This is a genomic window from Mycolicibacterium boenickei, from assembly GCF_010731295.1.
In the GTDB taxonomy this organism is placed as follows: domain Bacteria; phylum Actinomycetota; class Actinomycetes; order Mycobacteriales; family Mycobacteriaceae; genus Mycobacterium; species Mycobacterium boenickei.
This window is the reverse complement of sequence record NZ_AP022579.1, coordinates 2879488-2900574: the sequence shown is the minus strand read 5'-3', so window position 1 is coordinate 2900574 and position 21087 is coordinate 2879488. Positions and strand designations below refer to the sequence as shown.

21 protein-coding genes are annotated in these 21087 nt (G+C 66.9%); 9 read left to right on the top strand and 12 right to left on the bottom strand.

Going from position 1 to position 21087, the window contains the following annotated elements:
- Positions 1 to 34 precede the first annotated feature (34 nt).
- Complete coding sequence (locus tag G6N57_RS13835) at positions 35 to 1366, top strand: acyltransferase family protein (RefSeq protein ID WP_077742994.1); 1332 nt, start codon at positions 35 to 37, stop codon at positions 1364 to 1366.
- 99 nt (positions 1367 to 1465) lie between these two features.
- Here G6N57_RS13835 and G6N57_RS13830 read toward each other — a convergent pair whose 3' ends face one another.
- Together G6N57_RS13830 and G6N57_RS13825 are read right to left on the bottom strand one after the other, a co-directional pair.
- Positions 1466 to 1636: a DUF5302 domain-containing protein gene (locus G6N57_RS13830; RefSeq protein WP_019345398.1), complete on the bottom strand. Its 171-nt coding sequence runs from the start codon at positions 1634 to 1636 to the stop codon at positions 1466 to 1468.
- A gap of 42 nt (positions 1637 to 1678) precedes the next feature.
- Complete coding sequence (locus tag G6N57_RS13825; RefSeq protein ID WP_077742993.1) at positions 1679 to 2122, bottom strand: PPOX class F420-dependent oxidoreductase; 444 nt, start codon at positions 2120 to 2122, stop codon at positions 1679 to 1681.
- Between the two features lie 31 nt (positions 2123 to 2153).
- On the opposite strand from G6N57_RS13825, the gene G6N57_RS13820 reads away from it, so the two are divergent.
- Genes G6N57_RS13820 through G6N57_RS13810 form a run of 3 tightly spaced genes read left to right on the top strand, consistent with a single transcriptional unit; the run spans position 2154 to position 4502 of the window.
- The gene (locus G6N57_RS13820; protein ID WP_077742992.1) at positions 2154 to 2984 is read left to right on the top strand and encodes a class I SAM-dependent methyltransferase; all 831 of its coding nucleotides are present in this window, start codon (positions 2154 to 2156) and stop codon (positions 2982 to 2984) included.
- A gap of 20 nt (positions 2985 to 3004) precedes the next feature.
- A complete protein-coding gene (locus G6N57_RS13815) occupies positions 3005 to 3970 on the top strand; it encodes an alpha/beta hydrolase family protein (protein WP_077742991.1) in 966 nt (321 codons plus the stop codon).
- A gap of 16 nt (positions 3971 to 3986) precedes the next feature.
- Complete coding sequence (locus G6N57_RS13810) at positions 3987 to 4502, top strand: DUF1697 domain-containing protein (protein ID WP_077742990.1); 516 nt, start codon at positions 3987 to 3989, stop codon at positions 4500 to 4502.
- Between the two features lie 4 nt (positions 4503 to 4506).
- Here G6N57_RS13810 and otnI read toward each other — a convergent pair whose 3' ends face one another.
- Entirely contained in the window at positions 4507 to 5292 is a 786-nt protein-coding gene (otnI, locus tag G6N57_RS13805) for a 2-oxo-tetronate isomerase (protein ID WP_077742989.1), read from the bottom strand.
- Between the two features lie 80 nt (positions 5293 to 5372).
- Between otnI and G6N57_RS13800 the strand changes: the two genes are divergently transcribed.
- A complete protein-coding gene (locus tag G6N57_RS13800) occupies positions 5373 to 6206 on the top strand; it encodes a class I SAM-dependent methyltransferase (RefSeq protein ID WP_077743261.1) in 834 nt (277 codons plus the stop codon).
- Positions 6207 to 6209: 3 nt separating this feature from the next.
- Here the strand turns inward: G6N57_RS13800 and G6N57_RS13795 are convergent, their stop codons facing one another.
- Together G6N57_RS13795 and G6N57_RS13790 are read right to left on the bottom strand one after the other, a co-directional pair.
- On the bottom strand, positions 6210 to 9362 hold the full coding sequence (locus G6N57_RS13795; protein ID WP_077742988.1) for a bifunctional cytochrome P450/NADPH--P450 reductase: 3153 nt from the start codon (positions 9360 to 9362) through the stop codon (positions 6210 to 6212).
- A gap of 47 nt (positions 9363 to 9409) precedes the next feature.
- A complete protein-coding gene (locus G6N57_RS13790) occupies positions 9410 to 10918 on the bottom strand; it encodes a flavin-containing monooxygenase (protein ID WP_077742987.1) in 1509 nt (502 codons plus the stop codon).
- 100 nt (positions 10919 to 11018) lie between these two features.
- Here G6N57_RS13790 and G6N57_RS13785 point away from each other — a divergent pair, with 100 nt between their 5' ends.
- Positions 11019 to 12248: an Rv1453 family transcriptional regulator gene (locus G6N57_RS13785; RefSeq protein WP_077742986.1), complete on the top strand. Its 1230-nt coding sequence runs from the start codon at positions 11019 to 11021 to the stop codon at positions 12246 to 12248.
- 5 nt (positions 12249 to 12253) lie between these two features.
- Here G6N57_RS13785 and G6N57_RS13780 read toward each other — a convergent pair whose 3' ends face one another.
- A complete protein-coding gene (locus tag G6N57_RS13780) occupies positions 12254 to 12619 on the bottom strand; it encodes an Rv1152 family transcriptional regulator (RefSeq protein WP_077742985.1) in 366 nt (121 codons plus the stop codon).
- Positions 12620 to 12655: 36 nt separating this feature from the next.
- On the opposite strand from G6N57_RS13780, the gene G6N57_RS13775 reads away from it, so the two are divergent.
- Entirely contained in the window at positions 12656 to 13381 is a 726-nt protein-coding gene (locus tag G6N57_RS13775; RefSeq protein ID WP_077743260.1) for an NAD-dependent deacylase, read from the top strand.
- Here G6N57_RS13775 and G6N57_RS13770 read toward each other — a convergent pair.
- The 3 genes from G6N57_RS13770 to G6N57_RS13760 are packed head-to-tail and all read right to left on the bottom strand — an operon-like array spanning position 13368 to position 17006.
- The gene (locus tag G6N57_RS13770; RefSeq protein ID WP_077742984.1) at positions 13368 to 14003 is read right to left on the bottom strand and encodes a class I SAM-dependent methyltransferase; all 636 of its coding nucleotides are present in this window, start codon (positions 14001 to 14003) and stop codon (positions 13368 to 13370) included. The genes G6N57_RS13775 and G6N57_RS13770 overlap by 14 nt on opposite strands.
- A complete protein-coding gene (locus G6N57_RS13765) occupies positions 14000 to 14704 on the bottom strand; it encodes a TetR/AcrR family transcriptional regulator (RefSeq protein ID WP_077742983.1) in 705 nt (234 codons plus the stop codon). The genes G6N57_RS13770 and G6N57_RS13765 overlap by 4 nt, the downstream gene beginning before the upstream one ends.
- Position 14705: 1 nt before the next feature.
- Positions 14706 to 17006, bottom strand: a complete 2301-nt coding sequence (locus G6N57_RS13760; protein ID WP_077742982.1) for an MMPL family transporter — start codon at positions 17004 to 17006, stop codon at positions 14706 to 14708.
- Positions 17007 to 17166: 160 nt separating this feature from the next.
- Between G6N57_RS13760 and G6N57_RS13755 the strand changes: the two genes are divergently transcribed.
- Together G6N57_RS13755 and G6N57_RS32215 are read left to right on the top strand one after the other, a co-directional pair.
- Positions 17167 to 17709: a DoxX family protein gene (locus G6N57_RS13755; protein WP_077742981.1), complete on the top strand. Its 543-nt coding sequence runs from the start codon at positions 17167 to 17169 to the stop codon at positions 17707 to 17709.
- Positions 17710 to 17894: 185 nt separating this feature from the next.
- Positions 17895 to 18026, top strand: a complete 132-nt coding sequence (locus G6N57_RS32215) for a hypothetical protein (RefSeq protein ID WP_003882239.1) — start codon at positions 17895 to 17897, stop codon at positions 18024 to 18026.
- Positions 18027 to 18104: 78 nt separating this feature from the next.
- On the opposite strand, the gene G6N57_RS13750 is transcribed toward G6N57_RS32215, so the two are convergent.
- The 3 genes from G6N57_RS13750 to G6N57_RS13740 are packed head-to-tail and all read right to left on the bottom strand — an operon-like array spanning position 18105 to position 21028.
- The gene (locus G6N57_RS13750; RefSeq protein WP_077742980.1) at positions 18105 to 19118 is read right to left on the bottom strand and encodes an NAD(P)H-dependent flavin oxidoreductase; all 1014 of its coding nucleotides are present in this window, start codon (positions 19116 to 19118) and stop codon (positions 18105 to 18107) included.
- 16 nt (positions 19119 to 19134) lie between these two features.
- Positions 19135 to 19890 carry a 3-hydroxyacyl-CoA dehydrogenase gene (locus tag G6N57_RS13745; RefSeq protein ID WP_036450705.1) on the bottom strand — a complete coding sequence of 252 codons (756 nt, stop codon included), beginning with the start codon at positions 19888 to 19890 and terminating at the stop codon, positions 19135 to 19137.
- Positions 19891 to 19942: 52 nt separating this feature from the next.
- The gene (locus tag G6N57_RS13740) at positions 19943 to 21028 is read right to left on the bottom strand and encodes a CaiB/BaiF CoA transferase family protein (RefSeq protein ID WP_077742979.1); all 1086 of its coding nucleotides are present in this window, start codon (positions 21026 to 21028) and stop codon (positions 19943 to 19945) included.
- Between the last annotated feature and the right edge of the window lie 59 nt (positions 21029 to 21087).

Here is a 21087-nt window from a genome sequence, read left to right as displayed (position 1 = left end):
GACTACGCAGCCGCGGGGCCATAGCGTTCTAGCCATGACCGTTGCTGCTGACACAGCTTCCCCGACAGTCCCCGCGAAAGCCGGGCTGTTCCCGTCTCCCGCCGAGGTGGAAGCCCAGACCCCGGCCGACCGGGACCGGGCCATCGACGTCATCCGGATCGTCTCGCTGATCGGTGTGGTGTTCGGCCACACCGTCATGGCCACCAGCACCATCCGCGACGACGTGTTCATCTGGAGCAACCTGCTCACGGAATCCACCGTCTTCCAGGCGCTGACCTGGGTGTTCCAGATCATGCCGCTGTTCTTCTTCGCCGGGGTCGCGGCGTCCGTGCAGTCCTGGCGGCCCGGCTCATCCTGGGGCGGCTGGCTGCTCAAGCGCTGCACCCGGCTGTACCGGCCGGTGTTCTACTACCTGACCTTCTGGACCGCGGCGCTGGCGGTGTTGCGGTTCGTTCTGCCCGAACATGTCTATGAGCCCGTCGCCGGGATCTCCATCCAGCTGCTGTGGTTCCTCGGCGCCTACGTCCTGGTGCTGGCGGCGGTGCCGCTGCTGGCCCGCATCACCACGACCGCGCAGATGGCCGGCGCGATCATCGGCACGTACGCGTTCATCGCCGTGATCGACTTTGTCCGGATTACCGTAGACCAAGCCGGCTACGCCTCGCTGGGCTACCTCAACACCGTGGTGTGGTTGATCCCCGGTGTGTTCGGTGTGGCCTACCGCCGCAGCCTGCTGTCCAGCAGCGCCGCGCTCAAGGTCGGGCTGGGGATGCTCGGCGTGAACCTGGCCCTGCTCTACTTCGGCCCGTACGAGCTGAGCCTGGTCGGCATCGAGACCCAGCACCTGAAGAACATGACACCGCCGTCACTGCTGCTGGCCGGCCACGCAATCATGATGTGCGCGTTCGCGATTGCCGCCGCCCCCGCCGTCAACCGGTGGGCGCAGCGGCCGCGGGTGTGGTGGCTGACCGCGATCGGCAACTCCGGGGCGATGACGCTGTACCTGTGGCACATGCCGCTGCTGCTGGGCCTGCACCTGGTGTTCGACTACCTGGGCGCCGACCGCTACGACCCGTCGTCACCCGGGTTCGTCGCCCTGTCGGTGCTGCAATTGGCCTTGATGGCCGGGCTGGTCGCGATCGCGTTCACAGTGCTGCGCCCGCTGGAGAACAATCCGCTGCCGCTGTGGGATGGCGGTGCCGTGACCAGCACCGGAATCCGCAGTGCGGCGGTGGGTCTGCTGCTCTGCGTGGCGGGTGCGGCCACCCTGACCTCGGTGGCCTGGGGTCTGAAGGATCAGGGTGTGTACTGCGTGGCGGTCATGCTGGCCGCACTCGTCGCAGCCCGGGCGCTGGCCCGCGACTGAGCCCTCGACACGGCACAGAAAGCATCGAGTGTGCGTACAGATCGCGAATTCTCACGAAAATGCGATCTGTACGCACACTCGGCGTTGATCGATCTGGGTCTAACCGCTCTTGCGCCGGAATTCGCGCCGGTTCTCGACCGGACCGTGGGCCCGGGGTTGATTGCGGCCACCGTCCTTGTGCGCCGCGCCTCCCGACGACTGCGCCTTCTTGCGCTCCAGGGCCTCCCGGAATTTGCGCTTGTTGTCGTCTTCCGGTTTGTCGTCAGCCATACGCCGCAGCGTAGCGCGCCGGCACGGCGAACGTCATGCGGTTTACCGCCGGCCCGGCGGCATTCCGTACACGTGCGTGATCGGCAACGTCAGCAACACGCGGCGGTCATCGACCATGGCGCGCCGGTAATCGTCCCAATCCGGGTGTTCACCGGCGATGTTGCGGTACAACGCAATAAGCCCCTCGACCGTTTCGTCGTCGGGGGCCGCGGCCGGCGGGGTGAGGATCGCATCGCCCTCGGCAACCGCATAGGACCAGCCGTCGTCGGAGCTGACATGAATGGACGCGCGAGGATCCCGCCGCAGATTGCGGGTCTTGGCCCGAGGTTCGGTGATCGACACCTGGATCTGCACCACACGCGGATCGAAGTAGTAGGACACGTTGGACAGCTGCGGACGACCGTCCTGCTTGATCGTCGCAAGTACCCCCATCGAGTTGCCGCCGATCAAGGCCAAAAGCTTGTCGTCGAAAACCTGGCGCCCCATGTGACGAGCGTACGTCTTTACCATCGGTTCGATGAGCGTGATTGACGGCAACACCCTCGACGGCGTCTCGGAGACCTCCCTGTGGATCCTGAGCAATCGAGGCAGAGAGGCCAAACGTTCCGACGGCGTGATCCGCGACCCGTGGGCCGTGGCACTACTCGACTCGATCGACTTCGACTACCACAAGTTCGGCAGGCCGGTGCAGGCCCACGCGCTGCGGGCCCGCGCCTTCGACCTCGAGACCCGCGACTACCTCTCCACACATCCGAAGGCCTCGGTGGTGGCGCTCGCCGAAGGTTTGCAGACCAGTTTCTGGCGGCTCGATCAGGCCGGTGTGGCCGACGAATTGACCTGGTATTCGGTCGATCTACCGCCCGTGATGGCGATCCGGGAACGCCTTCTGCCCTCCGATGACCGCATCGTCGCGCTGGCCCAGTCCGCGCTCGACCGCAGTTGGATGGACCGGGTCGATTCGAGCGACGGCGTGTTCATCACCGCCGAGGGCCTGCTGATGTACCTTGAGCCCGACGATGTGCGCAGCCTGATCGCCGACTGTGCGGCACGGTTCCCCGGAGGCCGGATGATGTTCGACTCGATTCCGCATTGGGCAAGCCGGCGCACCATCAAGGGCTGGCACCTGTCCAACCGCTACATCGCGCCGCCGATGCCGTTCGCGCTGACCGCCGACGAAGGTCTGGCCATGGCGGGGACCGGACCGGGCGCCATACCCGGGGTGCGGTCGGCCCGCGACGTGGCGATGCAGCCGGGACGCGGCCTGTTCAAGTTGGCCGCCGAACCGTGGCTGGACCGGATCGGCCTGATCCACCGCATCCGCCCGTCCATGACGGTGCTGGACTTCTGACCGGCCGGTACGACAACGACATGGCACTGCTCAACCGACGCCTGCTGACGGTGTGCGCCGCGATGCTCGTCGCGGGGCTCACTGCCTGCGCGCCGGCAACCCCCACGGAGATGAGGACCGCTCGGATCGAGGTGGTGCCCGAGGTACTGACGCAGCCCAAGTTCACCGTCACGCGGTTCCACTATCTGTCCGACGCGCGCACCAGCGGCAAGTACCCCGACCAGAACTGGGCCGACCTGTACCTCCCCGGCGGCACGCACGCATTCAATTCGATCCCGCTCGTCGTGCTCATCCACGGCGGCGGTTGGCGGAGCACGATGGGCGCCGGAGTGTTCGACGGATTGGCCCGCGAACTCACCAGCCGCGGCATGGCCGTCTACAACATCGAGTACCGGCGGGTCGGATCCGGCGGAGGGTGGCCGACCACCTTCACCGACGTGGCTCGTGCCATGGACTACGTCGCCCAGGTGAACCTGCAGTACCCGCAGCTCGCCATCGACGATGCGCTCGTGGTCGGCCACAGTGCGGGAGCGCAACTGGCCGTGTGGGCCAGCACCCGGCACGACCTGAACGGTGACGAGGTCGGATCCCGGCCGATCTTCCGGCCGACCAGGGTCATCTCGCTGGCCGGTCCGCTCGACATGGTCTACGCCGCCAACCGGGGCGACAAGCACATCGCGGAGGTGCTCGGCGGCAGCCCCTCAGAGGTGCCGAAGCGCTACACCTCGGTGGACCCGATCCAGAACCTCGACCCACGAGTGCCGGTGATCGCCGTCCACGGAACTCTCGACACCGTTGTGGCACCGGCCAATTCCCAGCGGTACGTCGCAGCGCTCAAGAAGCTCGGCGGCCGGGCCGGCCTCGAGCTGCTGCCCGGCGAGAACCACACATCGATCGTGTCGACACGCTCCCCCGGCTTCCGGAAGGTGCTGCGCCTCATCACCACCACGTCGAAGGCGCAACTGGACCAGTTGCCGGTGAAATGAGCTCTAGGCTGGAGCCGTGACCCGGTACATCGCGTTCCTGCGTGGCGTCAACGTCGGAGGCGTCAACCTCAAGATGGCCGAGGTGGCGAAGGCCATGGAAGCGGCTGGATTCACCGAGGTCCGGACCATCCTGGCCAGCGGAAATGTCTTGCTGGACAGCACTTCCGGTGCCGCGAAGGTCCGCACGACGGCCGAGCGCGCTCTGCGCGACGCCTTCGGCTACGAGGCGTGGGTACTGGTGTACGACCTGCCCACACTGCAGAAGATCTCACAGGGGTACCCGTTCGAGCGGGAGGTCCCCGACCACCACTCCTATGTCACGTTCGTCAGCGACGCCGAATTGCTCGACGAGCTGGCGGCGCTGTCGCCGGGTCACGGCGAGAAAGTGCAGCGCGGCGACGGGGTGCTCTACTGGCAGGTGGCCCGGGCCTCCACGCTGGACAGCACCATCGGCAAGACCATGGGCAAGAAGCGCTACAAGTCCTCGACCACGACACGGAACCTTCGCACCCTGGACAAAGTGCTGCGCTGAGGCGTCATCCGCCCGCTGCCCGCAGCCAGCCCAATCCTGCGCTGGTGCCCGCGGCCGGGTGGTACTCGCAACCCACCCAGCCGTCGAAACCGGTGTCATCGATGATGCCGAACAGGTAGCCGATCGCCAGTTCCCCGCTGTCGGGTTCGTGCCGGTCGGGCACCCCCGCGATCTGCAGATGCCCGACGCGGCCGGTCGGAATGTCCGACCGCAGCCGGACGGTCACGTCACCCTCGGTGATCTGACAGTGGTAAAGGTCCAGTTGCACCTTCAGATTCGGTGCCCCGATCTCGTCCACGATCCGGTGTGCATCAGCCTGCAGGCTCAGCAGATAGCCGGGCATGTCGCGCTGGTTGATCGGTTCGATCAACACGTCGACGCCGCTGCCCGCCGCCTGCTCGGCCGCCCAGGTGAGGTTGCGCCGGTACACCGTCAACCGGCCCACTCGATCGGCGCCGGCCGGGACGAGGCCGGCCATCACATGCACCCGGGGGCAATCCAGGGTCCCGGCATAGTCCAGCGCCCGCCGGAATCCGTCTCGGAACTCGGCCTCGCGGCCGGGTAGCGAGGCGATGCCCCGTTCTCCGGACTCGAAATCACCGGGCGGCGCATTGAACAGCACCTGACGCAGGCCGTTGGCGTCGAGCAGCCCGCGAAGTCGCTCGGCCGGGTAGGCGTACGGGAACAGGTACTCAACCGCCGTGAACCCGTCGACCGCCGCGGCGGCGAACCGGTCGGGAAAGGCGTGTTCGACGTACATCATGGAGAGGTTGGCGGCGAAGCGTGGCACGGCAGCTCCTTCCCGATCGAATGATCATCGGTATTCGACGCCATGCCATCATGCGCCCCGGCTTCGGTACATTCGTGCCAATGACGGGTAGCTCAGACAAGGTGAGCGGCAGCGCACTCACCGGTGTTTCGGAGACCGCACTGCTGACCCTGCAGGTGCGCGCACACGAAGCCCGCCGTCCGGACGGCCTCATCGATGACCCGGTGGCGGTGCAACTGGTCGACTCGATCGATTTCGACTTCGCCAAGTTCGGCTATACCCGCCGCCAGGACATGGCCCTGCGGTCACTGCTGTTCGACCGGATGACGGGCGAGTACCTGCGCGATCACCCGAAGGCCACCGTGGTGGCGCTGGCCGAGGGACTTCAGACCAGCTTCTACCGGCTCGATGCCGCCGGGCTGGGGCACGAGTTCCGCTGGCTGTCAGTCGATCTGGAGCCGATGATCGAGCTCCGCAACAAGCTCCTGCCGAAGCCGGACCGGGTCACCCAGTGCGCCCAGTCCGCATTGGACTTCAACTGGATGGACCATGTCGACGCCGGTGACGGCGTGTTCATCACGGCCGAGGGCCTGCTGATGTATCTGCAGCCCGAGGAGGCCATGTCGCTGATCCGCGCCTGCGCGCAACACTTTCCGGGTGGGCAGATGTTGTTCGACCTGCCCCCGGCGTTCTTCGCCTTCCTGACCAGGAAGGGGATGCCGACGTCGATGCGCTATCGGGTGCCACCCATGCCGTTCAGCCTGTCCCCAGCTGAGCTGGCCGACCTGGCCAACACCGTCCCCGGGGTGCGGACGGTGCGCGACCTGCCGATGCCGTCGGGCCGCGGCAGGATCTTCAACGCCCTCCTGCAGGCGCAGCACCTTCCCCTCTTCGCCCCGGTCCGCCCGGTGGTCGGGCTGCTGGAGTTCGGCTGACGGCTATTGGGCCCACACATCCTCGACATAGCGATCTGAACTGACCAGGTCGTCCAGCCAGCGCGCCGCTGCCTCATCGTCGGTCCCGGTGTACCTGCGGTGGATGTCGCGGAACGCTCCGCGCACGGCGGGCGCCATCCGGGCCCCGTCGCCACATACGTACACATGGGCGTCCAAAGCCGGGTCGCCCAACATCGCCCAAACCTCATCGGCGTCGGCGGCGATGCGGTCCTGCACATACCGGACCTCGTCTTGGGGGCGCCGTGAGAACGCCGGGCGCATCCGCACCACGCCCGCGCGTTCGGCCGTCTCGAACTCGTCGCGGAAAAGGTAGTCGACGTCTGGGTGGCGTACCCCGAAGAAACACAACGCCGACGTGAACGGTTCGCCCGCGGCCTGCGCTGCCAGCCGGTCCCCGATGAATCCCCGGAATGGGGCAACCCCGGTTCCGGCGCCGACCAGGATGACATTCTTCGCCGGTGCGGCACCTGACCGGAATGCTCGGCGCGCACTGTCGACTCGTATCCGGATCTGCTGTCCCGGTACGGAATCGGCGAGATAACTCGACGACACGCCACGGAACACCCCGTAGCCGGACCGAGCCGGGCCCTCGAGCACGCTGACCACCAGCTCGACCTCACGCGGCACCCGGCGGGCCGAGGAGGCGATCGAATAGTGCCGAGGCGCCATGGGTTCGAACAGCTCGAGCAGCTCGGCTCGGGACAGCTCGGTGGCCGGGAACTCAGCCAGACATTCGGTGACACACATGGCGCGGGTCTCGGGATGCTCGGCGAGTTCGGTCAGGGCCGCGCGCTCGGGCGGACACGGATTGGCCGCCGCCAACCGCAGGAGCTGACTGCGGCTGGCCGGCTTGCGAAGTTCGATGAAATGAGTGAGCAGTTCACGCACGCTGACCTCACGGTCGATCGCGATGGCGCGGCGGGTGCTGCGGCGCGGATTGACCGAGATCCTGCGGTCGAGCCGAAGTTCCAACAATTCGGCGACCTCGTCGACGAGTTCGGGGCTGTTGTCCGGCAGGACCGTGAGGTGGTCACCGGTGAGGTACTCGAGGTCATCGGGCAGCGCTATCCGGACCAGGCGCTTGGCATTTCCCATCTGGTCGGCGGAGTCGACCAGGGCCACGTTGTCCAGCACCGTGGCCGGCCGCACCTCGAAGCGTGCGTCGATCGCCGACGTCACCGGTCCGTCGACGGCGCGCAATGCGTACAGCGGTTCGACCTCCGAGGCCTCGGCGGGCATCGGGACGCCGTCGGTGGGGGCGAGAGTATCCCAGAGCGCTGCCGAGAAGTCTTCGACGGTTCCGGCGAAATCGCCCGACGTGTCTGCCTCGCCGCGCGGAATGAGCGGTGGGCCAACCAGTTCCGAAAGACGCCGATCGATCTGCTTCGGAATGGTCTGGTACGTCTCGGCCCAGTTCCGGTCTCCGACCCCAAGGATGGCGTACGGAATCGCCGGTTGCGCTTGAGTTCCGGGGTCGTCCAGCCATTCGACGAAGCGCCGCGCGTCGTCGGTGGGTTGCCCGTTGTACGACGCAGCAACCACCACCAGCGCCCCTTCCGACGGCAGCGCTCCGGCTGCGGTGTCGAGCGGAGCCACCGTGGCCTCATAGCCGAGGTCGGTGGCCTCATCAGCAAGTTGCTGCGCCAGCGACCGGCAGTTGCCGAGGTTGGAGCCGTGCAGCACAGTCACTTTCGAGCCCGGTGCGGCCGTGGCGCGTGGACGTGCCTCCGGCGCCGCCTCCGGTGCTGGGGCGGCGACGTGCTGACGTTCCGGCGGTGTCCTCCGCACCAGGTCGAGGTGGAATCCGATCGGTTTGCGCAACAGGTCGCTGTGAGTGCGCAGCTCGTAGTGCTCGACGTCCAGGAAGCGGTACCGGTGCACAAGCGTGGCCAGCGCCATCGTGGCCTCGTGCAACGCGAACTGACGGCCGATGCAGGAGCGGGCTCCGGTGCCGAACGGCTTGAACAGGTTGACCGGCCGGTCAGCGGTGCGCCCGGCGGCGAACCGGTCCGGATCGAAGATGTCGACGTTGTCGCCCCACTCGGGCTGCCGGTGCAGCGCTGCGGTCGCCACGGTGACCACCTCGCCTTGGCGCACCATGTACTGCCCACCGATCACGGTGTCCGCCAATGCCATCCGGTCGAACTCCCGTACCGGCGGGGACAGGCGCAGCGTCTCGTCGACGATCTGGCGGATATAGCTGAGCTTGCCGATCTCGTCGAATGCGGGCACATGGTCGTCGTCCGGTCCGAACACCGTGTCGACCTCGAACCGCGCCCGGTGCAGCACCGCCGGGTTCTTCACGATGCTGTAAAGCGCGGTAGGCATGAGAGTCGACGTGGTGTCCTGCCCGGCAATCATGAACGTCATGATCTGATTGCGAACGAGACCGTAGTCGAGCGGCGGGGTTCCGTCAGCCGCCGGTCGCAACATCAGGGCAAGCAGATCGTCGACCTCGGCCATACCGGCGCGATGCCCGGCGATCAGGTCGTCGACGAACGCGAAAAGCTTGTCGCGCTCGGTTGCGAACACCTCCGCGTCGCCACCGCCCGGGGCGATGATCTGGTCCAGTGCGACGGCGAAGCTGGCGGGGATCGCGGCGAGCCGGTCCTGGTGATACGAGTCGAACCGCGCCCCGAATCCGGCCAGTCCGACGGTGTCCATGGCGAGCTTGGCCAGGTCCCCGGCGACGTCGACGCGGCGGCGGCCGGCAGCCTGGTCCCACAGGGCGATGAGCTGGCGGTTGATGTCGAGCATCGCCGGGTGATAGCTGCGCAGACCGCTGAAGCTGAAGCCCGGGATCAGGACGTCATGAGCCTGCTGCCACCCGTCTTCCCCCGGGTAGGCGGTGAACAGACCGTTCCCGGCCAGCGCCCGGAAGCGGTCCAGACGGTCCGTGACGCCTTTGGCGAACCGGGTCTCGTCACACAGTTCGTCGACCAACGCCAACGAGCACGCATAGAGCCGTCGGCTGCCGGTGAAGTCGGCATAGAACAGCGGTCCGTACTGCTCGGCGAGCACGTCCGCGGGAAGTGCGTAGGGCCGGCCCGGAACCGGCCCCTGCGGCAATTCCACCCCGACTGCCGAGGGCACACCGTCGATCTCTGGTGGCAGCGCCGGCGAGAACGTCTCCATGGGCGCGAGCTTAGCCACGCAACGGGTGCCGGCTCTGCGAATCAGACTCAGAAAACGAGCTGAGGGGCCGGGTCGGAATCATCGGCCCGGCGCCGGGATCCGAACCGCAGAGCGGAATCCTCAACCGGACCGTTGCGTAGCGTCTCGGCGTCGAGCGTGTAGTTCATCGTCATCTGCCAGGGTCCGTCGACACCCTGCCGGGGAATCTCGTCGAGAGAACGCTGCACGTACCCCGCGCCGAAGTCCAGCAGCGGGCGGGTCTGACCACCGGCGAACTCCGGTCGCACGGTGTCAAAGCCGTTGTCGTCCATGTGCTTCAGCAGTCGGCAGAAATGCTCGCAGAGCAGTCCGACCTTGAGCGTCCACGACGAGTTGGTGTACCCGAACGCGAACGCGAAGTTCGGCACACCCGAGAGCATGATGCCCTTGTAGGCCACGGTGTCGGAGAGGTCCACCGGTTGGCCATCGACCGTCAGCGTCATCCCGCCGAACAGCTGGATATTCAGACCTGTTGCGGTGACGATGATGTCGGCATCGAGCTCGCGGCCTGACTCCAGCAGGATGCCGCGCTCGGTGAACGTCGCGATCCGATCGGTGACCACCGAGGCGCTGCCGTTGCTGATCGCCTTGAACAGGTCGCCGTCGGGCACGGCGCACAGCCGCTGGTCCCAGGGGTTGTAGCGGGGTGCGAAGTGCTCATCGACGGGATAGCCCTTGGGCAACTGGGCGGCGTTGACCTTCCGGATCAGCCGACGCGCCGCGGTCGGGTACTTCTGGCACAGCGTGTAGACGGCGCGCTGCTTGATGATGTTCTTGCGCCGGGCCAGCGCGTAGCCGCGACGATCGCCGAAGAGTCGCTTTGCGGTGTTGGCGAAGCCGTCCTTGGCCGGGACCGGAAGCACGTAGGTGGGCGAGCGCTGCAGCATGGTCACGTGCCCGGCCGTCGGCGCCATCGACGGCACCAGCGTCACCGCGGTGGCGCCACTGCCGATCACCACGACCTTCTTGCCCGTGTAATCGAGGTCCTCGGGCCAGTGCTGGGGGTGCACGATCTGGCCGGTGAAGCGCTCCTGCCCGTCGAAGTGCGGCGTGTAGCCCTGGTCGTAGCGGTAGTAGCCGCCACCACAGAACAGCCAGTTGGCGCTGATCTGGATCAGCTCGGCGTCCCCGCCCTCGCCGTCCGTGCGCTCGATGTCCACCGTCCAGCTCGCGGTCGCAGAATCCCAGGCCGCGCCGAGCACTTTGTGGTGGAACCGGATGTGGCGGCCGATGCCGTTCTCCGAGATCGTCTCGTGGAGGTAGGCCAGGATCTTGTCGGCGGTGGCGATGGCATGCTCGTCACGCCACGGCTTGAACTCGTAGCCGAAGGTGTGCAGGTCCGAGTCCGACCGAATCCCCGGGTAGCGGAACAGGTCCCAGGTGCCACCGGCGGCGCCGCGGGCCTCCAGGATCGCGTAGCTGCGCCCCGGGTGTTCGCGCTGCAGGTAGTAGGCGGCACCGATGCCGGAGATGCCGGCGCCGATGATGAGTACGTCGACGTGTTCGGTGTGGTTCATGTCTCAATGGTTGCGGCAGGCCGGCCGTCGCCCAAGGTCGGAAATACCAAACATCCACTATCTGATGGTGCACTTTGCACCACCGCTCTACGCTGGGGTGATGGTGTGGCAGCCACCGTCGCAGCGGGTCCAGGACCTGATCCGGCAGTGCGCACAGATCGTCCTCAATCCGCGCCAGGACTGGCTCGACGAATTCGATGCCGCGGTCCTGGCCGCCAGTCCGGCAATCGCGTCCGACCCCGAGCTCGCCGCCGCGGTCGTCCGCAGCAACCACGCCAACCTGTTCTTCTGGGGCACCGCGAATGTACGCGACCCGGGCGCCCCGGTGCCGCCGAACACCGGCCCCGAGCCGCTGAGCATCGCGCGGGAACTGGTGCGCCGCGGTGTCAACGAGTTTCCGCTCGATGCCTACCGGGTCGGTGAGGGTGTGGCGTGGCGCCGGCTCATGGAAATTGCGTTCGAGCTGACGTCCGACCCTGGCGAACTACACGAGATGCTCGATGTCTGCTCGCAGTCCATCAGTGCGTTCGTCGACGCCACACTGGCCGGCATCGCCGCCCAGATCGACCTCGAACGCGAGGATCTGACCCGCGGCACCCACGCCGAACGGCGCGAGACCGTTGCGCTCCTGCTCGAGGGTGCCCCGATCCCCCGGCAGCGAGCCGAAGCGCGCCTCGGCCACGCACTGACCGGGGCGCACACCGCCGCGGTCATCTGGAGCGAGGACCCTGCGGGCGACATGTCCGGATTGGACCGGGCCGCCGAGGCATTCGGCCAGGATTGCGGCGATCCGCGGCCGTTGAGCGTGCTTGCCAGCACGGCCACCCGCTGGGTGTGGGCGGCCGGCAGCGCCGACACCCAGCGCGGGTTCCAGGCACTGACCCGCGCCGCCGCAGAGCTGGACGGCGTCCGCATCGCCGTCGGACCGGTCGCCGACGGCCTGGATGGCTTCCGGCGCAGCCATTTCGACGCGATCACCACTCAGCAGATGATGGCCCGGCTGCACTCCACGCAACAGATCGCACAGTTCGCCGACGTGGAACTGGTAGCACTGATCACCGCGGAGCCCGATCGCGCGGCCGAATTCGTCAGCCACGCCCTCGGCGCATTCGAGCCGGCCGACTCCGAATTACAGGAAACGGTCAGGGTATTCGTCAACGAGCAGTGCAACGCCTCGCGTGCCGCAGCTCGGTTGTACCTGCATCGCAATACGCTGCTACGCCGGCTGGCCCGTGCCGACGAACTCCTGCCCCGCCCGCTGGCCGAGAACAGCGTCGCGGTCGCCGTCGCACTGGATGTGCTGCGTTGGCGCGGCAACACCACCGGCTGAGCCGGTCAATCAAAGGCCGCGTCCAGATAGCGCAGCGCGTCGGACTTGCCGATCCCGAGCGCACGCGCGGCCTCGGCGAACGAGTGCGCGGCCGCGGCCATCGCGGCATCAGCCGGATCCGCCCGTGCGACGAACGTCCCGTACCGCCCTCGGGTCTCCAAGACGCCCGCCGACTCCAACTCGCGATATGCCCTGGCCACGGTGTTGACCGCGAGGCCGACCTTCCCCGCCAATTCACGCACCGTCGGCAGCCGGGTACCCGGCGCCAGCCGCCCCTGCCTTATTCCGTCGATAATCTGGATCCTGAGCTGATCGAACAGCGGCTTGTCCGCAGTCGGATCAACCAGCACCCAATCCCCCAACTCACCCACATGCCCAGTATCACCCAAACCGACTACGTTGGTGATGTGCAAGTGACTGTCCTGTCCGGTGCCGGGATCTCGGCCGAAAGCGGTGTGCCGACGTTCCGCGACGTCGAAACGGGGCTGTGGGCGAAGGTGGACCCATACGAAATTTCCAGCATCGAAGGCTGGCAGCGGCATCCCGAAAAAGTCTGGGCCTGGTATCTGTGGCGCCACTACATGATGGCCCACGTGCAGCCCAACGACGGGCATCGCGCCGTGGCCGCCTGGCAGGACTACGCCGACGTCCACGTCATCACCCAGAACGTCGACAATCTGCACGAGCGTGCCGGCAGCACCAACGTCTACCACCTGCACGGAAACTTGTTCGAATTCCGGTGCGATGCTTGCGGTTCGAGGTTCGAAGGAACCCTGCCCGAAATGCCGGAGCCGGTCGAGACCATCGAACCCCCGGTCTGCCCGTGCGGCGGCCTGATCCGGCCGAGTGTCGTGTGGTTCGGCGAGCCGTTGCCCGACGACGCCTGGCAACGGTCGGTGCAGGCGGTCGGCAATGCCGACGTGGTGATCGTGGTGGGCACCAGCTCGGTCGTCTATCCCGCGGCGGGCCTGGCCGAAGCCGCGGTGGCCGCGGGCACCGTGGTGGTCGAGGTCAACCCGGAGCGCACGCCACTGTCCGACAGCGCGACGATCTCACTGCGCGAGACGGCCGCCGGTTCCCTGCCGAACCTGCTGCAGCGATTGCCCACCCTGCTGGGGTCTAAGCAGGCCTGACCGCACGGCCGATGGCGAACTCCGTCACCGGCAGCGGCACCCAGGCCGGCATGGCCAGCTCACGGTGGGCAGTGGCGACCTGAAACCCGCTGCCGGCGATGGTCTGCTCGGTGTGCCGATGGGTGTGGCAGTTTCCGAACAGCCGTGGCCACACCGTGGCGTCGGCCACGCGCTGCATCCCGGCCCGCCAGCCGCTGCCCGCGACATGCTCCAGGTACCTCAGCTCACCGCCCGGCCGTAGTAGCGAAAATAGTTGCTGTAGAACAGCATCCGGTTGTTCGATGGAGCACAGCACCAACGAGCAGACCACCGCGTCGAACGGTTCGGCACTGCTGAACTTCTCGGCGGTGTCGCTGGTGACGGTCACCCGCACCGGCGCCTTGGCCGCCGCTGCGCGGGCCACCTCGGCAAGGTGACGTTCGGGCTCGATGGCGACCACCTCGGTCACCGTCGCCGGATAGAAGGCAAAGTTGGTCCCGGTGCCCGCACCGATCTCCAGGACACGGCCGCTGAGCCCGGCGAGGTTCTCGCCGCGCAGCCGCCGCAGCGCCTTCGGCTCCGAACTCGACAACGTCTTCCACACCCGGGCGAAGAACGGGTTGTCCACGGTCTTGTCAGTCACAGTGCTCCTCCGTCGGCGTACTCACTGGCGAATCCCTTCAACCGGGCGATGGTCTCGGCGGGCTCGAGGTCGGTTCCGATGATCCCCGAGACGATCTGGCCCGTGCACACCGCCCGCAGCACACGGTCGGTGAACTCCTGGACATCTCCCCACGGCAGATACGGTTTGGAGATCAGAATGGCGGCCACCCCGTGTGCGGCGGTCCACAATTCGAGCGCCAGCATCGTGGCGTCGCCGGACGGGTACACCCCCTCGGCGATCAGCGCTTCGATGGCAGCACGCATGTGCTGGAACGCCGAGCTGTTGAGGGTCACGTCGACGTCGCTGCCGGGCCTGCCCTCCCCCATCGTCGCCAGCCGGTACAGCTCCGGCGTGCGCCTGGCGAAGTTCACGTATGCGTGGCCCTGGGCCCGCAACACCTCGATGGTCGAGCCGTGATCGGCGGCCGCCCGCTGCATCTCCTCGTCGAGCTTCTCGAAGTACCGCGAGCACACCGCATCCAGCAACGCGTCCTTGTCGGCGAAATGCAGGTAGATCGACGGCGGGGTGACCCCGACCCGCTCGGCCACCGACCGGATCGACACCGCCTTGGCGTGACCGGTTTCCAACAGCAATTCGGTTGTGGCATCGAGGATCTGATCACGGAGCAGCTCCCCGGAGCCGCGCGGCGCTCGGCGTCGTTTACGGGGTTGGATCGGCATGCTAAACGTCCGTCACTCCGGCGCCGGCCCGTTCCCGCTTGTCGCCGCCCGGTGGAATGTCGCCGGGCTCGCTAGGGTCCGCTTCGGCCGGCCCTGACTCACTGATCCCGAATCGCTTGTGCAGACGGGCCAGTGGTGCGGGCGCCCACCAGTTCCACTGCCCCATCAGATGCATGAACGCCGGCACCAACAACATTCGCACCAACGTCGCGTCGACCAGCACCGCGATGGTCAGGCCGAGGCCGAACATCCGCATGAAGGCCACCTGCGCGGCGATCAGCGCCGCGAACGAGATCGACATCAGCAACGCGGCGGCCGTCACCACCCGGCCGGTGCGGGCCAGACCGAGCGCCACGCTCTCGTCGTTATCTTGGCGGGTCTGGCCGGATTCGAGCCAGTACTCGCGAATGCGCGAGACCAGGAACACCTCGTAGTCCATGGACAACCCGAACGCGATGCAGAACAACAACACCGGCAGGTTGGCGACCAGGGTGCCCGTCGACGTGGTGCCCAGCGCACCGAGATGGCCGTCCTGGAAGATCCACACGAGTGCGCCGAACGCCGCCGAGAGCGACAACACGTTGAGCACCAAGGCTTTCAGCGGAAGTATCACGCTGCCGGTGAGCAGGAACAGCAGCACGAACGTGATCGCGGCGATGATGCCGAGCACCATCGGTAGCCGTGAGGTGATCGCCTGCGAGCTGTCCCGGTTGACCTGCGCGATGCCGGTGAACTTCGTCTCGGTCGGCGCGGGCACCGCGTGCAGTGCGTCGAGCTGGGCCTCGGAGGCGTCGCTGAACAACGGCACGTTGCTGCCGACCGTCAGATACGCGCTGCCGTCGGCGATTCCGGTTCCCGAGGTCGGCGGGCCGACCCGGCGACCGTCGACAAACGTACCTCCTGGTGCGGAAACCGAAACCTCAGCAGCTGCACGCGAGAGATCGCTTGCGTAGCGGTCGATCTCGGCGGGCGGTAGGCCGGCGACGTCGGGAAGTACCACGGTGACGGCGGTCGAGGAGTCGACGGCGAAATCGTTGCGCAGCTCGTCGCCGACCTCGCGGGCCGATGCCGATGAGGGCAGCACGCGGTCGTCGGGGAAGCCCCACTTGATCCCGAGGAAGGGTGCGCCCAGCATCAGCAGCAGCGCGATCACCGCGAGCCCGACCGGGACCGAGCGACGCATGACCCGCTTGGTCGTGCGGTACCAGAAGGTCTGCTCGACGGGCTTGGCCACGGGCTCAGGCCGACCCAGGATTCTGCGGATGAAGCGGCGTACGTCGTACGCGTCCAGACGATCACCGAGCAACGCGATGGCGGCCGGGGCCACCACGATCGCCGCGAATGCCGCCAGCGCCACCACCGCGATCCCCGCGTAGGCGAACGACTTGAGGAAGTACATCGGGAACAGCACCATCGCGACCATCGACAGCGCCACTGTCATCGCGGAGAACAGCACGGTGCGTCCGGCGGTGACCATGGTGCGCACCAGTGCCCGGTCCGGGTCGACGCCGTCGGCCAATTCGTCGCGGTAGCGGCTGACGATCAACAGCGTGTAGTCGATGGCCAGTGCCAGCCCCATCGCGACGGTGAGATTGAGGGCGAAGATCGAGACGTCGGTGACCATCGTGAACCCCCGCAGCACTGCCAGGGACCCGAGAATCGCGAATCCTCCGACCGCCAGCGGCAACGCGGCGGCGAGCAGCCCGCCGAACACCCACACCAGCACGAGGAAGCTCAGCGGGATCGCGATGGACTCCATCATCAGGAGATCTTTTTCGCTCTGCCCGTTGATCTGCACATAGATCATCGCTTCGCCGCCCGCTCGCACGGTCACGCCGTCGCGGTCGTGCACCAGCTGGTCGGTGAGCTCCTTGGCGTGTTTCTGCGCGCCGCTCTCCCCGCCGGTGATGCCGGCCAGGATGAGCCCGGTCTTGCCGTCCTTGCTGACCAGCGTGGCCGCCGCGGGTGCGGGCACGGTCCACGTCGAGCTGACCTCGGTCACATACGGCGACGCTTTGAGTTTGGCGGCGATGTCGGCGCCCACCGCCCGGGCGGCTGGACTGTCGGCTCCGGCGTTGTCGTCGGTCACGCTGATGACCAGCTGCATGTCACCGCGGGCGAACTTGTCCGAGAGCAGCTGGGTGGCCTGCGCGGATTCCGACGTCGGATCCTGGAAACCGCCGGCCGAAAGGCTCTTGGCCACCGGAATGCCGAAGACGCCCGCGGCCACCATGACCAGCGCGGCAACGGCGAGGACACGTCGCGGTGCGGCGATGGCCAGATGGGCGATTCGATGGAGCACTGTGCGTCCTTCCCCGAAGATTATCGCCGTTAAGTTAACAGCGGTAAGTTTCCGGCGTCAACGTCGTCCCTGCTCTACATACGGGCATCAGCACCGAAGAGTTCATCCGGCGAACGCACCGCTTTCCCGGCGATGAGTTCTGCGGCATGGCAGGGTCTAGATGGCTATGACCGACACCACCGTCGCCGAAACCGCGACCACCCGCATGACCGATACCGGGCTGCTGATCCTGCGCGTCGCCGTCGGCGCCACGATGCTGCAGGCCGGCCTGATCAAGGCGTTCGACTTCGGCACCGCCGTGGGGTTCATGGAATCCAGCGGTTGGCGACTACCCGCGTTCGGCGCGTTCATGGTGACCGCGGCCGAAACGCTCGGCGGCATCGGCCTGCTGTTCGGGGTCCTCACCCCGCTGGCCGCGTGTGCGGTGATCGGCGCGATGGTCGACGCCTGGGCGGTGAACGTGTCGACCGACGCCTTCTGGTCCCAGCCGTTCAACGTTCCGTTCCTGGCCGCGTTCGGCGCCGTGGCGCTGCTGTTCACCGGCGCAGGCTCGTTCTCCATCGATGAGCGGGTGTTCGGCCGTTCCCGGGTGTCGGCCAGAGCTGCGGTGGGTCTGCTGTTGATCGGCATCGCCGTCGCCGTGGTGACCTGGATTGCGCTGAACGGCACCAACCCGATCCACGTCACAAAGCCGCAAGCCTGAATTGCGCCCACCTCTACACCTGGGCTGTCGATCGCGTGGTCAAGCAACCCTGCGGTAGAAATCGGCGACCGTGGACCCCAGGACGCTCTGGCTACTGGCCAGAAACCTACCCAAAAGTAGGATTGCCACCATTTTCCGAACCGTGACTCAAAGATTCCTTAATGGTGACCCATACGCTCAGTGTCATGTGGATCGACGACACCAGTGCCGATGTCATCAAGGTTGACTTCGAGGCTCTCTACCACGGCGATGTCCTGGTCGAGGGTGAAACCTCCGAGCAGTTTGACGACTTCCAAGAACTGCCCACCGCAGTATGAGAAAACGCGCGCCTCGCGGCGCGCGTTTCCCATCTTGAGTTTGCCGTAGCTTGCCCCTTCCGGGGCCACAGTCCTCGCTCAGGCGAGGACTGCTTCTTTCTCCGGTTCGGCTTCGCCCGCACCGACCATGTTCGCCAGGCGCCCACTGATCAGCTCCTCGGCCTCCGACACCATCCGCGAGACGAGTTCGCCGCAGGTGGGAATGTCGTTGATCAGGCCCATCGAGGTTCCGACCGACCAGATGCCCGCGTCGAGATCACCGATCTCATAGACCTTCACGCCGCGTTTGCCTGCCACCAGATCCTTGACGTCCTCGAACTGGCCACCGTCTTTGAGGATCTGCACCACCTCACGCGAGACCGCGTTGCTCGCGACCCGAGCGGTGTTGCCCAGGCTGCGGAAGATCAGCTCGGTGTCGAGTTCGGTGCCCGCCACGATCGCTTCCTTGACCTTCTGATGGATCGCCGACTCGGCGGTGCACATGAACCGCGAGCCCATGTTGATGCCGTCGGCGCCCAGCGCCAGCGCGGCCACCAGACCACGCGCGTCGGCGAAACCACCTGAGGCGATCATCGGGATGTCGATCTTGGCCGATGCGGCCGGGATGAGCACCAGGCCCGGGATGTCGTCCTCACCGGGATGGCCGGCGCACTCGAACCCGTCGATGCTGATGCCGTCCACGCCCAGGCTCTGCGCCTTGACCGCGTGGCGCACCGAGGTGCACTTGTGCAGCACCTTGATGCCGTTGTCGTGGAACATCGGCAGGTGCGGCGCGGGGTTGGAGCCGGCCGTCTCGACGATCTTGATGCCGGAGTCGACGATCACCTGGCGGTACTCGTCGTATGGCGGCGGGTTGATCGTCGGCAGGATCGTCAGGTTCACCCCGAACGGCTTGTCGGTGAGCTCACGACACCGCTCGATTTCTTTGGCCAGATCCGCCGGGGTGGGCTGGGTGAGTGCGGTGATGAAACCCAGCGCACCCGCATTGGCCACGGCCGCAACGAGTTCGGCGCGACCGACCCACTGCATGCCACCCTGCACGATGGGGTGCTCGACCCCGAACGTCTCGGTGAACTTCGTCTTCAATGCCATGTGTTCGCCTTCCTGGTTACCGGGGAGCCATGCGGATGGCGCCGTCGAGGCGGATCACCTCGCCGTTGAGCATCGGGTTCTCGATGATGTGCACGGCCAGGGCGCCGTACTCGTCGGGATCGCCGAGCCGGGCCGGGTGCGGCACCTGCTGCCCCAGCGACTTCTGCGCCTCCTCGGGCAGCGAGCCCAGCAGCGGGGTCTTGAACAGGCCCGGCGCGATGGTGCACACGCGGATCAGCTCACGCGACAGATCGCGCGCGATCGGCAGGGTCATGCCGACCACACCGCCCTTGGACGCCGAGTAGGCGGCCTGCCCGATCTGCCCGTCGAACGCCGCCACCGAGGCGGTGTTGATGATGACACCGCGCTCTTCGTTCTTCAGCGGCTCGGTCTTCGCGATGCGCTCAGCGCTGAGCCGGATCACGTTGAACGTGCCGATCAGGTTGACCTCGACCACCTTGCGGAACCCGTCGAGCGGGAACGCACCGTTCTTGGACAGGGTCTTGATCGCGTTGCCGATGCCCGCGCAGTTGACGTTGATCCGCACCGGGCCAAGCGATTCCGCGACGTCGAGCGCCTCGGTCACGCCCGCCTCGTCGGTGACGTCGGTGGCGACGAACCTGGCCCGATCACCCAGTTCGGCCACCACCTCCTCACCCTTGAGGTCGATCACGACCACCTGAGCACCCGCGTCCAGCAGGCGCTTGGTGGTCGCCAGGCCGAGGCCGGAGGCACCGCCGGTGACGACGGCTACCGCGTCCTTGATCTCCATGTACCGCATTCCTTTCCGGCCGGCGCTACGCCGACCTTCTGATGTGGTTGAACTAAACCCAGTCCCGCAGAACGGCTTCGGTGTCAGCTCCCCGCGGGCCCGGTGGCGTCGGCACCGCAGGCACGCTGCGGGAGAACCGCGGCGCCGGCATCGGCTGCAGGTTCCCGCCCTCGTCGAAGAACGTGTTGCGCTCGGCGATGTGCGGTTCGGTGAGCACCTCGGCGAACGACAGCACCGGGGCGGCGCACGCGTCGGTGCCGGCGAACACCTCGGCCCAGTGATCGCGGTCGTGTGCGGCGAACGCCTTGGTGAACGCCTCGCGCAGCTCGGGCCAGCGGGCCATGTCGTTCTGGTCGGGAAGGTCGGCGTCGTCGAGTCCCAGGCCCTTGAGCAGCTCGGCGTAGAACTGGGGCTCGATGGCCCCGATCGACATGTACTTGCCGTCGGCGGTCTCGTAGGTGTCGTAGTACGGAGCGCCGGTGTCGAGCATGTTGGTACCACGCTCGTCGGACCACATGCCCTGGCTGCGGAAGCTCCACATCATCTGCATCAGCACGCTGGAGCCGTCGATCATCGCGGCGTCGATCACCTGCCCCTTACCCGAGGTCTGCCGCTCGAACAGCGCCGCGAGGATGCCGACGAGCAGGAACATCGACCCACCGCCGAAATCACCGGCGAGGTTCAGCGGCGGCACCGGCCGCTCGCCCTTGCGCCCGACCGCATGCAGCAGGCCGTTGAGCGAGATGTAGTTGATGTCGTGGCCGGCCTGCAGGGCCCGCGGGCCCTCCTGGCCCCAGCCCGTCATGCGGGCGTAGATCAGCCGTTCGTTGACCTTGGCGCAGTCATCGGGCCCGAGACCCAACCGCTCGGTGACGCCCGGCCGGAAGCCCTCGATGAGCACGTCGGCCTTCTCGATGAGCTTGAGCACCAACGCGCGGCCCTCGTCGCTCTTCATGTCCGCGGCCACCGACCGACGGTTGCGCAACATGGTGTCGCCGCTCGGCGTACCGGTGCCCTTGCCCGGCCGTTCGATCCGCACGACGTCGGCACCCAGATCGCCGAGAATCATCGCCGCGTGCGGGCCAGGGCCGATACCGGCCAGCTCCACAACGCGCAAACCTTGCAATGGTCCTGCCATGCTCTTCCGCCCTTCGCGTGTTAGGCCTTGGTTGACCGGTGACATAGCTTACTTGTATA

Bases quoted from the DNA above. Each gene is read 5' to 3' on its own strand.
- G6N57_RS13785 (WP_077742986.1), top strand. From the start codon at position 11,019: ATGGTGTGGCAGCCACCGTCGCAGCGGGTCCAGGACCTGATCCGGCAG.
- G6N57_RS13790 (WP_077742987.1), bottom strand. From the start codon at position 10,918: ATGAACCACACCGAACACGTCGACGTACTCATCATCGGCGCCGGCATC.
- G6N57_RS13800 (WP_077743261.1), top strand. From the start codon at position 5,373: ATGACGGGTAGCTCAGACAAGGTGAGCGGCAGCGCACTCACCGGTGTT.
- G6N57_RS13740 (WP_077742979.1), bottom strand. From the start codon at position 21,028: ATGGCAGGACCATTGCAAGGTTTGCGCGTTGTGGAGCTGGCCGGTATC.
- G6N57_RS13765 (WP_077742983.1), bottom strand. From the start codon at position 14,704: ATGCCGATCCAACCCCGTAAACGACGCCGAGCGCCGCGCGGCTCCGGG.
- G6N57_RS13835 (WP_077742994.1), top strand. From the start codon at position 35: ATGACCGTTGCTGCTGACACAGCTTCCCCGACAGTCCCCGCGAAAGCC.
- G6N57_RS13830 (WP_019345398.1), bottom strand. From the start codon at position 1,636: ATGGCTGACGACAAACCGGAAGACGACAACAAGCGCAAATTCCGGGAG.
- G6N57_RS13745 (WP_036450705.1), bottom strand. From the start codon at position 19,890: ATGGAGATCAAGGACGCGGTAGCCGTCGTCACCGGCGGTGCCTCCGGC.
- G6N57_RS13755 (WP_077742981.1), top strand. From the start codon at position 17,167: ATGGCTATGACCGACACCACCGTCGCCGAAACCGCGACCACCCGCATG.
- G6N57_RS13815 (WP_077742991.1), top strand. From the start codon at position 3,005: ATGGCACTGCTCAACCGACGCCTGCTGACGGTGTGCGCCGCGATGCTC.
- G6N57_RS32215 (WP_003882239.1), top strand. From the start codon at position 17,895: ATGTGGATCGACGACACCAGTGCCGATGTCATCAAGGTTGACTTCGAG.
- G6N57_RS13750 (WP_077742980.1), bottom strand. From the start codon at position 19,118: ATGGCATTGAAGACGAAGTTCACCGAGACGTTCGGGGTCGAGCACCCC.
- G6N57_RS13820 (WP_077742992.1), top strand. From the start codon at position 2,154: ATGAGCGTGATTGACGGCAACACCCTCGACGGCGTCTCGGAGACCTCC.
- G6N57_RS13795 (WP_077742988.1), bottom strand. From the start codon at position 9,362: ATGGAGACGTTCTCGCCGGCGCTGCCACCAGAGATCGACGGTGTGCCC.
- G6N57_RS13825 (WP_077742993.1), bottom strand. From the start codon at position 2,122: ATGGGGCGCCAGGTTTTCGACGACAAGCTTTTGGCCTTGATCGGCGGC.